Source organism: Microcystis sp. M53598_WE2 (genome assembly GCF_030067735.1).
GTDB lineage: Bacteria > Cyanobacteriota > Cyanobacteriia > Cyanobacteriales > Microcystaceae > Microcystis > Microcystis aeruginosa.
This window is the reverse complement of record NZ_JASJFE010000540.1, coordinates 1-12759: the sequence shown is the minus strand read 5'-3', so window position 1 is coordinate 12759 and position 12759 is coordinate 1. Positions and strand designations below refer to the sequence as shown.

Annotated in this window: 10 protein-coding genes and 2 pseudogenes; 7 read left to right on the top strand and 5 right to left on the bottom strand. The window is 47.8% G+C overall.

From position 1 onward, the window contains the following. On the bottom strand, positions 1 to 832 hold an 832-nt coding region (locus PX636_RS11065; protein WP_288117182.1), incomplete at its 3' end, for an amino acid ABC transporter substrate-binding protein. Between the two features lie 41 nt (positions 833 to 873). After that, a complete protein-coding gene (locus PX636_RS11060; protein WP_012267271.1) occupies positions 874 to 1080 on the bottom strand; it encodes a hypothetical protein in 207 nt (68 codons plus the stop codon). A 235-nt stretch (positions 1081 to 1315) separates the two neighbouring features. Between PX636_RS11060 and PX636_RS11055 the strand changes: the two genes are divergently transcribed. The 3 genes from PX636_RS11055 (at position 1316) to PX636_RS11045 (ending at position 2770) form a co-directional block, all read left to right on the top strand. Next, the gene (locus PX636_RS11055; RefSeq protein ID WP_288117181.1) at positions 1316 to 1942 is read left to right on the top strand and encodes a TenA family protein; all 627 of its coding nucleotides are present in this window, start codon (positions 1316 to 1318) and stop codon (positions 1940 to 1942) included. A 15-nt stretch (positions 1943 to 1957) separates the two neighbouring features. Further along, positions 1958 to 2365 carry a DUF2605 domain-containing protein gene (locus PX636_RS11050; RefSeq protein ID WP_004162520.1) on the top strand — a complete coding sequence of 136 codons (408 nt, stop codon included), beginning with the start codon at positions 1958 to 1960 and terminating at the stop codon, positions 2363 to 2365. Positions 2366 to 2464: 99 nt separating this feature from the next. Next, entirely contained in the window at positions 2465 to 2770 is a 306-nt protein-coding gene (locus PX636_RS11045) for a DUF2973 domain-containing protein (RefSeq protein ID WP_004162519.1), read from the top strand. Here the strand turns inward: PX636_RS11045 and PX636_RS22885 are convergent. After that, positions 2711 to 2953: pseudogene (locus PX636_RS22885) on the bottom strand (hypothetical protein). The gene PX636_RS11045 and the pseudogene PX636_RS22885 sit on opposite strands and share 60 nt — an antisense overlap. Before the next feature lie 48 nt (positions 2954 to 3001). Between PX636_RS22885 and PX636_RS11035 the strand changes: the two are divergent. Further along, the gene (locus PX636_RS11035; RefSeq protein ID WP_004162518.1) at positions 3002 to 3649 is read left to right on the top strand and encodes a YqiA/YcfP family alpha/beta fold hydrolase; all 648 of its coding nucleotides are present in this window, start codon (positions 3002 to 3004) and stop codon (positions 3647 to 3649) included. 122 nt (positions 3650 to 3771) lie between these two features. On the opposite strand, the gene PX636_RS11030 is transcribed toward PX636_RS11035, so the two are convergent. Beyond that, positions 3772 to 4338: a hypothetical protein gene (locus tag PX636_RS11030; RefSeq protein WP_288117177.1), complete on the bottom strand. Its 567-nt coding sequence runs from the start codon at positions 4336 to 4338 to the stop codon at positions 3772 to 3774. Between the two features lie 300 nt (positions 4339 to 4638). After that, positions 4639 to 6141 (bottom strand): annotated as a pseudogene (locus PX636_RS11025) (hypothetical protein). A 467-nt stretch (positions 6142 to 6608) separates the two neighbouring features. On the opposite strand from PX636_RS11025, the gene psaA reads away from it, so the two are divergent. The 3 genes from psaA to PX636_RS11010 all read left to right on the top strand — a co-directional run bounded on the left by psaA (position 6609) and on the right by PX636_RS11010 (position 12638). Continuing rightward, the gene (gene psaA / locus PX636_RS11020) at positions 6609 to 8858 is read left to right on the top strand and encodes a photosystem I core protein PsaA (protein ID WP_002780971.1); all 2250 of its coding nucleotides are present in this window, start codon (positions 6609 to 6611) and stop codon (positions 8856 to 8858) included. Between the two features lie 178 nt (positions 8859 to 9036). Then, positions 9037 to 11250: a photosystem I core protein PsaB gene (gene psaB, locus PX636_RS11015; RefSeq protein WP_046661662.1), complete on the top strand. Its 2214-nt coding sequence runs from the start codon at positions 9037 to 9039 to the stop codon at positions 11248 to 11250. Positions 11251 to 11576: 326 nt separating this feature from the next. Further along, positions 11577 to 12638, top strand: coding sequence for an Mrp/NBP35 family ATP-binding protein (locus tag PX636_RS11010; protein ID WP_061430267.1), 1062 nt, complete (start codon positions 11577 to 11579; stop codon positions 12636 to 12638). The last annotated feature ends 121 nt before the right edge of the window (positions 12639 to 12759 follow it).

Here is a 12759-nt window from a genome sequence, read left to right as displayed (position 1 = left end):
TTTCTCTGGAATAGGGAACAACACCCTCTTCACCAAACCAACGTTCATAAATTGTCACCGCTTGTTGTTGGTCACTAACGATCCCTTCCATGAATTTTAATAGGGTATAATTCACTGTATCGCGCCATTTAGAATCATTTTCGGGTAAAGTACAGGCATAGGATTCGTAGGCGTAGGGATAGGAGGGAACTATGGCTAAATTATTGGGATTTTTAGCGCTTTTCCTTAAACCTTCCAGGGTAATGCCATCACTGGCAAAACCATCAATTTCTCCCGCTTCTAGTTTTTGTAAACCCTCGCCACGATTTTTAACTTTGACCAAAATAGCGGCGGGTTGTTGAGTTTTAATTACTGCTTCATTAGTAGTATTGGCAATTACTCCAATGCGTCTGCCTGCCAGGCTACCGATGTCATCGAGATTACTACCTTTGCGGGTGAGCAATTGAGTACCACCGGCAAAGTAACTAACAGAAAAATCCACTTCATTTTCTCTTTTCCAAGTAAAAGTAGTGGAGCCACATTCTATATCTATAACCCCTGTTTTCAACTTTTCAAAACGATTTTGGGGAGTAATCTCAACAATTTTTAACTTAATTGGTTTTCCTAACTTCCGTTCGGTTTCCTTGCGAATTAACTCTAACATATCAAGGCTGTAACCCACCCACTTGCCCTGGGAGTTGACAAAACCAAAGGGAATAGCATCTTTACGAGCGCCCGCAGTAATTACCCCAGTTTTTTGAATGCGATCGAAGATTGCTCCCGCAAGGCTAGAATGGTTACTGGTGAGGGTTAAAGCTACTGTCATCGTCATGACGGCAAGTGTACGCTTCATTTTTTTTCCTAATCTGAAAGTGGCTCAAGTCTGGGACTGTTTCAGGAGACTGAGAGTTTCCCAGAGGAAGATTTTTCAGAGGAGATTGCTGGGGACAAAAAAAGAGGAGAGATGTTACTCTCTCCCCCTTTCAGTTTTTTCGACAGCATTTTAAATTGTTTTTTCAGTTGTCGCTGTCGGGCCGAACCACCCTTGCCTTTGTCGTTACGTCCCTGACGGCGGGGGGACTCCCATCGCTTAAGTCGCATAGTTTTTAATTCAAATTTGGTTAGTTATCTGTATTGTAACAGGGTTAGCGTCAGTTTGGGTTAAGGAAATGAACTGACGGGGTGTAGGGTGTGGGGTGTGGGGTGTGGGGTTTTACCCATTTTCAGTAACCCATGCGGGCGTTGGGTTTCATGCTTCAACCCAACCTACATTCATCTTATATTTAATTCCACCCACCCACTTAACCAACCTTGTCCACCTAATTAGTATTTTCCTATGCTTAGTCAGCAACTTTGGCACAGCCATCAAGATCTAGTACAAGCTTGTCTAGAACACCCTTTTGTGCGAGGTATCGCCACAGGAGAGCTTAAACGGGACTGTTTCGCTTTCTATGTCGGTCAAGATGCTTTTTTTCTGGAATCTTTCGCCCGTGCTTACAGTATCGCCGCCGCTAAAGCTCCCGATTGGCAGGGATTTACTAGCTTTCATCGGTTAGCGGCAGGGGTATTAAAGGAATTAGAATTACACGAAAATTACGCTTTACAGTGGGGGGTTGACCTGAGAAAGGTTCAGCCCGCTAACGCCACCCGTCGCTATCGGGATTTTCTTCTCGCTACCGCTTGGATGGGTGATATCGGTGCGATTGCCGTGGCGATGAGTCCCTGTATGCGTCTTTATGCTTATCTGGGTCAACAATTAGCCTTAGAGCCGATTCCTGAGAATCCCTATCAAGCTTGGATTGATAGTTATAGTGGGGATGAATTCGCCGCTTTAGCAAGCCAGTTAGAGGAATTAGCCGATAAATACACCCTGATGACCGAAAATATCTCTTTATCCTATCGTTATGCCCTTAGTTGTGAACTGGATTTCTTTAGTGCCGCCTACAGCCGGGGCAAATCTTAAAGTTTTCCCGTCATAATGTTAAGAAATATAAATAACGCTAAGATTAAGGTAAGCAAAATCGTCATTATAAGAATAATGTTTCCTTCGCAACCCACCGAAAACGAACTCCTGAAAACCATCTTGGAACCTCTACTAGAGGATTTCACCTATTGGTTTTCCCGTTCCTGTCTCCTCCTCGAATCCGAGAGATTATCCTTTCTCAGCGTCGAGGAACAAAACGATTTATTAGCAAGAGTCAAAAACGCCCAACAGGAGGTGGCCACGGCTTATTTACTCTTTAAAACCACAGGTGGTCAGGTGGGTATCGAGGCCAAGATGTTGTTGCCTTGGCATCAGTTGGTGGCAGAGTGTTGGGGAGTTAGCAGTCGTCGTCGTCGATTACAGGGTTGGGGAGAATATCAATCTCCTCAAACTGATGCTTAACCTGAAACTTTTTGGTAAGCTAGAGAGTTGAGCGAATTTTTAGCATAAAGTTTTGGCAATTAGGGAATATTCACACATAATTCATGGGAGACTCAGCCAATGTTACATCTGCTCTATATCCTCGCCTTCACAGTTATCGCTTTTTTGACCATTAATAATTTAATTCGTAGTCTGATTACTGTCAGCATGGATTCCCAGAAACGTCCTGCTAAATCGGCTAATTCCTATAATCCCTACGGTTATCCCATGACTTCCCATCCGGAACTTTTGGACGAGGCCGGACAACCGATTAATGAACCTCTGTTAGTGATTCGTTCCGTCACTGTCGAAGATGCTCGTCAGCAGTTAGATGCCATTTATAATTCTTCTCCCAGTGCTACCAAAGAGCAAGATGAAGAAATCTAATTGGGGTTGGCTGAATAAATCTAAAAATCTTGTTGGGTAAGACTTTGAGACCTTTTTGAAATCCAAAAGTGCTAGGCAAGAGGGTGATCAGGGGGAAAATTCAGGTGCTTTTTCCCCGAAAATTAGGTAATTGACCTCCTCAAAATCGGTAAAACCCTACACCCCACACCCCACACCCCACACCCTGCCCCCACCAGCAAACTTTTTCAGCAGACCCTAATTGGTTCTAGAATGGCGGTTCTTCAAAACAGATATATTTATCTACACGGTTTTGCTTCTAGCCCCCAATCAACAAAAGCGCAATTTTTGAGACATTGTTGGCAAAAGAGGGGTTTAGCGATGGAAATTCCCGATCTTAACGGTGATGACTTTTCTAGCTTAACTCTCACTCGTCAGATTGTCCAAATCGGTCAATTGATTGAACAATCTCAGTTTCCTGTTACCCTAATTGGTTCCAGTTTTGGCGGTTTAACGGCAGCTTGGCTGGCAGAAACTTATTCTCAGGTGCAAAGGCTCGTTTTATTAGCTCCCGCTTTTAATTTCGGGCCGGTTTGGTTGGGACAATTGGGAGCAGAAACCCTAGCCAATTGGCAAAAATCTGGGAGTTTATCGGTTTATCACTACGGTTATCGTCGTTCTCTGCCAATTTATTCCAAATTTATCGAGGATTTAGCTAATTATCCCCAAGAAAAGTTAATCAGGCAGCTCCCCACCCTGATTATTCATGGTCGTGCCGATGAGGTGATTCCCCTAGAAAATAGTCGCCATTATTGCATAAATCGTCCTTGGGTAAAATTAATCGAATTAGATAGTGATCATGCCCTTACCGATGTGATGACGAGAATCTGGGCTGAAATACAATTATTTATCAATTTTTGACTGAAAAAGACCCCCCTTCGATCGGAAAAAGGGGGAGTATTTAGTATTTTTGTATCAGATTTTGAGAAGATTTTTCAGCTTCTCAGTCTCAAGACAAGAGATTTTCTCCTGATATCTTGCCACTACCAAAGTCCGCGGATAGGAGATACACTAGGCTCGGGAGCGGGTTGAGGAGCAACTTCAGTAAAGGTTCTGGTTTCCGGGGGTAAAGCGGGAAGTCCCCAAGCGGGTTCTTTTTGGTTAACTTCTCTTAAAAGTTGCGAGCGAGTAGCGCTGGTGGTGATTTCCGATTTTAGTTTCAAGCGGGAAACCCAATAGGGATGAGCTTTACCCACATAAATTAACTTGCCATCTACCACTTGCAATAGTACATCGTCACCACCGGTGGCATCCCCAACAATACGAGCGGTGGTTCCGTCAGCAAAGTCGCCACTGAAAATTTCTTTGCCATCCACTGTCACAGGTCTGATCAATTGGATGGACATAATGCCACCCACGGTTCCCCGGACGCGACCTAGTACATAGTCACCGGGGTTAAGTTGCGGTTCACCTCTGTAGGTGTCATGGCCGCGCAGTTGACTGATCAGGATTTCGTTATTTTCCGGTCCTGCTTGTACGGGTACAGCGCCAACGGTAGTCAGGGCAACTAAACCGGCAAAACCAGCGACAAGGGAAATTTTGTTAAACACAATTACCTCAAGCAAAAAGTTAGTAAATTACTCAGAGACGTTCTAAATTATAACTTAGTTCCCAATTTTGTCTATATTGCGAAATATTTGTTTAATAATTTCTCGATCGAGGTGTTGGGGGTTGGGTTTTTAGGGTTTTAGGGTGTTGGGGTTTTAGGGTGTTAGGGTTTTAGGGTTTTAGTTGAAATTCCCCCATTCCCCTACCCCCCCACCTCCTAATTCATAATTCATAATTCCCACCTCCCCACTTCCCCATTACCCTCATTACCCTATCCCCTAAAAACTCGATTAAGCTGGGTTTTAAGACCGCTCGACATTGGTGAATAATTCAGGATCGAGGATGGGTAGTTCGATATCTGTTTCTGCTGGGGGAGAGGGTAACTGGAAACGATTTAAGGTTTGTTGAATGCGATCGAAAATGGTGATTTTTTGCTCGCTATTGTTCTGGGGTTCGGGAATAGGTTCCACTTCTACCGGAGGCTAAATACTAGAGGCCGGTTCGTTAATCTCCTTTGTCTCCGGTATGGTGGTTAAGGGAGATTCGATCGCTTCAGGGGTTTCCTCTACCTTTTCGATTGTTTCTGTCTCTACCGGTTTTTCTTCCACTATTGGGCTTTCTGGCTCAATAACAGGATTTTCTTCCACTATTGGGCTTTCTGGCTCAATAACAGGAGTTTCCTCCTCAATAACAGGGGTTTCCTCAACTCCAGGGGTTTCTTCCTCAACTACAGGGGTTTCTGGCTCAATAACGGGGGTTTCTTCCTCAACTATAGGGGTTTCTGGATCAACTATGGGAGTTTTTTCCTCTAGACTGGGAATGGTTTTATAGTTGGGATCAACAATGCTACGGGCAATTGTAGGGGATAAATCGCCGCGGACCAATTGACTAAGACCGTCTCGGTAAGAGGGATCAAAACTAATCACGCGCACGCTGGTATTAAACTCGTTTTCGATTTTATTTCCCTTACCATCGATGAATTCTAGTTGTACCCAGTTATTGCCCTTGGCAAAACCCTTGAGATAGATCGGTTCCCAAGTATCAAGCAGAAAACTTTCACCGTTGACGGTGACACGAATGCGCCAATCTTGAAGATTATTATCCCCGTTGGCAGTATTGGACAGACGTAGAGGAGCATTACTCAGATAAAAATCGAGCAGGAGCGGTTCTGCACCGTAGATTCCTTGCGGACTACTGTAGGTTAATAGGGGTAAGTTATGATCAGGGGCATTTTTGCCTGTTTTTGTCAGAATATGAAAGGTTGTTTCAGCGAAGGCCCCATCATTTTTAAAACTTTCCTGCCAAGGCCGCAGGGCCAAGACGCGGAGGGTGTGAGTACCGGGGGCAAGATTTTCTAGGATAATCGGTTGCTTGAGGTCGTAGATAGCCGCTGCTGGTTCATTATCGACAATTAGGCTCAAGTGGGGTCCTAATTTCAGGGTATCGTCTTGGAAAATTGGCAGCCCCGACACTTGTAGTTTAACTGTCACCTGAGGGTCATCGAAAACTTGTTCGGCCAGAGGACTGAGAATCGTTACTTGGGGAGCGTAACGATCTAAACTGGGGCGCAGTTCCTGAATTAGGGCCGGGGGGGCAACCTCAGAAATGCGGCCCTGGACGACGGGAAGATGAAGGGTTTCGGAAGTGGGGAGATTGGTAGCCGTCAGGCGATCGCCACAGGCGGTTAACAGGGTGGTCAGTAAACCGATCACAAGACATATATGAAGGGTTTTGACTGGGATTAATTTATGTAGTAGGGATAGCACGTTCCTCCTAGAGCCAAGGCCAAAATCTATAGAAACCATTGATTTTTGCTAGAGTCATTGAATGCTCTGGTGTCAGCAAAAGCGCGAGAAGATGAGGTCATGGCCTCAATTTTACAGAATTGTTTGATTGTTTTTTGAGAATCTATCTATTGAATTTTCTATATGGTCTGGTGAGGGAGAAAAGGGGGAAATTGGCTTCCGGAGCGACAATTGATAAACTTTTGTAAAGAAAAATCACTGGTCTGACCCTGACTAAGACCGTCCATAGCAGAAAATGTCTCTCCTATCAAGGATTGAGAGAATTTTAATTATTGTTAAGCATAACGAACAGACAAGAGAACAAAGACTTATCATCTACTATTGATGCTTTCGACTGGAATCTCACCCAAGAGGAAAGTCAAGCGACATTAACAAAAGGTGGGTCAGATTTCAACTTGCCTTTTTTAGGTTAAAAAATCTATCCTCAAATAAAACGCTAAGTCTATTGTCGAGAGAGGAGAATCCTCATGGCACTCCCCCCCAAAGAGGCGGTAGCTAAAGTGATTGTAGATAAAGACCCAGTACCTACTTCCTTTGAGAAGTGGGGTCAACCGGGGCATTTTGATCGCACTTTAGCCAAAGGACCCAAAACCACCACCTGGATTTGGAACCTACACGCCAACGTCCACGATTTTGATAGTCAAACCAGCGATCTCGAAGATATTTCTCGGAAAATCTTCAGCGCCCACTTCGGACATCTCGCCGTTGTCTTCGTTTGGCTTAGTGGAATGTACTTCCACGGCGCGAAATTTTCTAACTATGAAGCTTGGTTAACCAACCCGCTGGCCATCAAACCCAGCGCCCAAGTGGTCTGGCCGATCGTCGGTCAAGGCATCCTCAACGGCGATGTGGGCGGTGGTTTCCACGGTATTCAGATCACCTCTGGTCTGTTCTACCTCTGGCGCGCCTCCGGGTTCACCAACAGCTATCAGCTATACTGCACCGCTATCGGTGGTTTAGTTATGGCGGGCCTGATGCTGTTTGCCGGTTGGTTCCATTACCACAAAAGCGCACCGAAACTGGAATGGTTCCAAAACGTGGAATCGATGATGAACCACCACTTGGCGGGTTTACTCGGCTTAGGTTCCCTAGGTTGGGCCGGTCATCAGATTCACGTTTCTTTACCGGTGAACAAACTCCTCGATGCTGGAGTCGCTCCCCAAGACATCCCCTTGCCCCACGAGTTCATCCTCGAACCGAGCAAGATGGCGGATTTATATCCCAGTTTCGCCCAGGGTTTGACCCCCTTCTTTACCCTTAACTGGGGTGCTTACTCGGATTTCCTCACCTTCAAAGGTGGCTTGAACCCCGTGACCGGTGGTCTCTGGCTTTCCGATACCGCTCACCATCACTTGGCGATCGCTGTATTATTCATCATTGCTGGTCATATGTACCGTACCAACTGGGGTATCGGTCACAGCATGAAGGAAATCCTCGAAAACCACAAAGGTCCCTTCACCGGTCAAGGTCACAAAGGACTGTACGAAATCCTGACCACCTCTTGGCACGCTCAGTTAGCGATTAACCTTGCTCTCTTAGGTTCGCTAACCATCATCGTGGCCCACCATATGTACGCCATGCCGCCCTATCCCTATCAGGCGACTGACTACGCCACCCAACTATCCTTGTTTACTCACCACACTTGGATCGGTGGCTTCTTAATCGTCGGTGCGGGAGCGCACGGAGCGATCTTTATGGTACGCGACTACGATCCGGCCAAAAACGTCGATAACCTGCTCGATCGGGTGATCCGTCATCGCGACGCAATTATCTCCCACCTGAACTGGGTATGTATTTTCCTCGGCTTCCATAGCTTCGGTTTATACATTCACAACGACACCATGCGGGCTTTTGGTCGTCCCCAAGATATGTTCTCGGATACGGGAATTCAACTACAACCCATCTTTGCCCAATGGGTACAAAGTCTCCACACCCTAGCCCCCGGCAACACCGCTCCTAACGCTCTCACTACCGCTAGTTATGCTTTCGGTGGCGACGTAGTAGCAGTGGGTGGCAAAGTGGCCATGATGCCGATCACTCTCGGTACTGCCGATTTCCTCGTGCATCACATCCACGCCTTCACCATCCATGTCACCGTGTTGATTCTCCTCAAAGGGGTTCTCTACGCTCGCGGTTCCCGTCTGATTCCCGATAAAGCGAATCTCGGTTTCCGTTTCCCCTGCGATGGTCCCGGTCGCGGCGGTACCTGCCAAGTTTCAGGTTGGGATCACGTCTTCCTCGGCCTGTTCTGGATGTACAACTCCCTCTCGGTCGTAATCTTCCACTTTAGCTGGAAAATGCAGTCCGATGTCTGGGGAACCGTCGCCCCCGATGGCACTGTCACCCACGTTACCCTCGGTAACTTCGCCCAAAGTGCCATCACCATCAACGGTTGGTTACGGGATTTCCTCTGGGCGCAAGCGGCGCAAGTCATTAATTCCTATGGCTCCGCCCTGTCTGCCTACGGAATCATGTTCCTAGCCGGTCACTTCGTCTTCGCGTTTAGCTTGATGTTCCTGTTCAGTGGTCGCGGCTACTGGCAAGAATTAATCGAGTCGATCGTCTGGGCGCACAACAAGTTAAGAGTTGCCCCCGCTATCCAACCTCGCGCCCTGAGCATCATTCAAGGTCGTGCCGTTGGTGTGGCTCACTACCTCTTAGGCGGTATTGTCACCACTTGGGCATTCTTCTTGGCCAGAAGTCTCTCGATTGGCTAAACTTGCCTATAAGGGCTTGCCAGTCCCCCGGGGATTGGCAAGACTAGGCTGAACCAGCGTCGATTGACCGATACCTCTGTAAGCGTTTCCTATTACAGTGGGTGAATTTAAAAAAGGAAATAACCAGCACTCGTGTAAGAGCCTCAGTTATTTAGAGAGGAGAATTTCCTAAACAGCTATGGCAACTAAATTCCCTAAATTTAGCCAAGATCTAGCCCAAGATCCGACCACCCGTCGGATTTGGTACGGGATCGCCACAGCCCACGATTTTGAAAGTCATGATGGCATGACGGAAGAGAATCTCTACCAAAAGATTTTCGCGTCGCACTTCGGCCACATTGCAATCATTTTCCTGTGGACTTCCGGTACTATATTCCACGTCGCTTGGCAAGGTAACTTCGAGCAGTGGATCAAAGATCCCTTAAACATCCGTCCCATCGCCCACGCGATTTGGGATCCCCAGTTCGGTAAAGGTGCTGTGGATGCCTTCACCCAAGCTGGCGCTTCTAATCCGGTTAACATCGCCTATTCCGGGGTTTACCACTGGTTCTACACCATCGGTATGACCTCCAACCAAGACCTATACCAAGGTGCGGTGTTCCTGCTGATTCTCTCGGCGATTTTCCTCTTTGCTGGCTGGTTACACTTACAACCTAAGTTCCGTCCTAGCCTCGCTTGGTTCAAAAACGCTGAATCTCGCCTGAACCACCACCTCGCCGCTCTGTTCGGTGTTAGCTCTCTGGCTTGGACCGGACACCTCGTTCACGTTGCTATCCCCGAATCCCGCGGTCAGCACGTTGGTTGGGACAACTTCCTCTCCACTCCCCCCCACCCGGCGGGTTTACTACCCTTCTTCACCGGTGACTGGGGTGTGTATGCGGAAAACCCCGATACTGCTAACCACATTTTCGGTACTGCCCAAGGCGCGGGAACTGCGATTCTCACCTTCTTAGGTGGTTTCCATCCCCAAACCGAGTCCCTCTGGTTAACCGATATGGCTCACCACCACTTGGCGATCGCTGTGATCTTCATCGTGGCTGGTCATATGTACCGCACCAACTGGGGCATCGGTCACAGCATCAAGGACATCCTCAATGCACACAAACCCCCCAGTGGTAAGTTAGGAGCCGGTCACAAAAATCTTTATGACACGGTTAACAACTCTCTCCACTTCCAACTCGGTTTGGCCCTGGCTTCTTTAGGCGTGATCACCTCTCTGGTGGCGCAGCATATGTACGCGCTACCCCCTTATGCCTTTATCGCTAAGGACTACACCACCCAAGCGGCTCTCTATACTCACCACCAATACATCGCTGGTTTCCTAGCGGTGGGTGCTTTCGCTCACGGTGCTATCTTCTTCGTGCGTGACTATGATCCCGAAGCGAACAAAGATAACGTGCTGGCGCGGATGCTGGAGCATAAAGAAGCGATCATCTCTCACCTAAGCTGGGTTTCCCTTTTCTTAGGTTTCCACACCCTCGGCCTCTACGTTCATAACGATGTGGTCGTCGCTTTCGGTACTCCCGAAAAACAAATCCTGATCGAACCTGTGTTCGCTCAATTCGTGCAAGCAGCTTCGGGTAAAACCCTGTACGGCATGAACGTACTGTTGTCTAACCCCGATAGTATCGCTTACACCGCCTATCCTAACTACGGTGATGTTTGGTTGCCCGGTTGGCTAGACGCAATCAATAGCGGCACTAACTCCCTCTTCTTAACCATCGGTCCTGGCGACTTCCTCGTTCACCATGCGATCGCTCTTGGGTTACACACCACCGTTCTAATCCTGGTTAAAGGTGCTTTAGACGCTCGTGGTTCCAAATTAATGCCCGATAAAAAAGACTTCGGGTATTCCTTCCCTTGCGACGGTCCTGGCCGTGGCGGTACTTGCGACATCTCTGCTTGGGATTCCTTCTACCTAGCCATGTTCTGGATGTTGAACACCTTGGGTTGGTTAACCTTCTACTGGCACTGGAAACACCTCGGTGTCTGGTCGGGTAACGTGGCTCAGTTTAACGAAAACTCCACCTACCTGATGGGCTGGTTCCGCGATTACCTCTGGGCTAACTCGGCTCAGTTAATCAACGGTTACAACCCCTACGGTGTTAATAACCTTTCTGTCTGGGCCTGGATGTTCCTCTTTGGACACCTCGTTTGGGCAACCGGTTTCATGTTCCTGATCTCTTGGCGTGGTTACTGGCAAGAGTTGATCGAAACTATCGTTTGGGCCCACGAACGCACTCCTCTGGCGAACCTCGTTCGTTGGAAAGACAAACCCGTGGCTCTCTCGATCGTTCAGGCTCGTTTGGTTGGTTTAGCTCACTTCACCGTTGGCTATATCTTCACCTACGCCGCCTTCTTGATCGCCTCCACTGCTGGCAAGTTCGGCTAAACCTTGAATTAGGTGACGAAAAAACCCCCCGCCCATTGGTGGGGGGTTTTGTTTATGATTGATCATAAAAACACGGCTCAATCTCAAAAATCTATGCAGTTGGAAGAATTAAGTACCTAAGCAAAATTAATTACACATATCTAACCCCGCTCTTGCCTATTGCCTTTTGCCTCTTGCCTATCTTCACTAGGAAATTAATTTTGCACGACTACTTACTGTTCACTGTTCACAGCAAAAAACTCCCCACTCCCCACTGATAACTGTGCGGGCATCAAGGTTAAGATAAATAACCATAAGAACAATACTTGACTAGAGACACTGAAACCATGCCCCTTGATACCGCATCGATTTTAGAAGTATTACGTCCCGTTCAAGATCCGGAACTGCAAAAAAGCCTAGTGGAATTGAACATGATCCGCAATGTGGCGATCGATGGCGGAAAAGTCAGCTTTACCCTAGTTTTGACCACTCCTGCCTGTCCTTTGCGCGAATTTATCGTGGAAGACTGCCAAAAAGCTGTTAAACAGCTGCCCGGGGTGGAAAGTGTCGCCGTGGCAGTAACTGCCGAAACCCCGCAACAAAAAGCTTTACCCGATCGCCAAGGTGTGGAGGGGGTTAAAAATATTATCGCCGTTTCCAGTGGTAAGGGCGGTGTGGGAAAAAGTACCGTGGCTGTCAATATCGCCGTCGCCTTGGCTCATTTAGGGGCAAAAGTGGGGCTATTAGACGCGGACATCTACGGCCCCAACGCCCCGACAATGTTGGGCTTAAATGACGCACAAGTGACGGTACAGGGCGCAAATGGCGAGATATTGGAACCCGCTTTCAACCATGGCATCAAAATGGTTTCCATGGGCTTTTTGATCAACCCCGATCAACCGGTAATCTGGCGCGGTCCGATGTTAAACGGCATTATCCGTCAGTTTCTCTATCAAGTCAATTGGGGCGATTTAGACTATTTAATCGTCGATATGCCTCCCGGTACCGGGGATGCACAATTAACTTTAATTCAATCGGTCCCCCTAGCGGGTGCGGTGATTGTCACCACTCCCCAGACGGTTTCTTTAATTGATGCGCGCCGGGGTTTAAAAATGTTCCAACAGCTAGGGGCGCGGGTTTTGGGTATCGTGGAAAATATGAGTTATTTTATCCCTCCCGATCAGCCCGATCGCTCCTATGATCTATTTGGGTCCGGTGGTGGGGAAAAAACCTCGCAAGAATTGGGCATTCCTTTACTGGGATGTGTGCCTCTGGAGATATCCCTCCGGGAGGGCGGTGATACTGGTGTACCAGTGGTTTTGGGGCAACCGGAATCGGCCTCAGCTAAAGCCCTGATAGCGATCGCTCGTCAGGTGGCGGCGAAAGTATCCGTAGCAGCCTATAGTTAGGGTTTGCGGCAAAAAGTTTTTCGGTGGGGGCAGGGTGTGGGGTGTAGGGTGTAGGGTGTAGGGTTTTACCCATTTTCAGGGAAAAAGTCCCTAAATTTTCCCCCCGATCACTCCAAGGGCC

Excerpts from the sequence above, each read along its gene's own strand:
- PX636_RS11060 (WP_012267271.1), bottom strand. The coding sequence starts at position 1,080 with ATGCGACTTAAGCGATGGGAGTCCCCCCGCCGTCAGGGACGTAACGAC.
- PX636_RS11055 (WP_288117181.1), top strand. The coding sequence starts at position 1,316 with ATGCTTAGTCAGCAACTTTGGCACAGCCATCAAGATCTAGTACAAGCT.
- PX636_RS11050 (WP_004162520.1), top strand. The coding sequence starts at position 1,958 with ATGTTAAGAAATATAAATAACGCTAAGATTAAGGTAAGCAAAATCGTC.
- PX636_RS11045 (WP_004162519.1), top strand. The coding sequence starts at position 2,465 with ATGTTACATCTGCTCTATATCCTCGCCTTCACAGTTATCGCTTTTTTG.
- PX636_RS11035 (WP_004162518.1), top strand. The coding sequence starts at position 3,002 with ATGGCGGTTCTTCAAAACAGATATATTTATCTACACGGTTTTGCTTCT.
- psaA (WP_002780971.1), top strand. The coding sequence starts at position 6,609 with ATGGCACTCCCCCCCAAAGAGGCGGTAGCTAAAGTGATTGTAGATAAA.
- psaB (WP_046661662.1), top strand. The coding sequence starts at position 9,037 with ATGGCAACTAAATTCCCTAAATTTAGCCAAGATCTAGCCCAAGATCCG.
- PX636_RS11010 (WP_061430267.1), top strand. The coding sequence starts at position 11,577 with ATGCCCCTTGATACCGCATCGATTTTAGAAGTATTACGTCCCGTTCAA.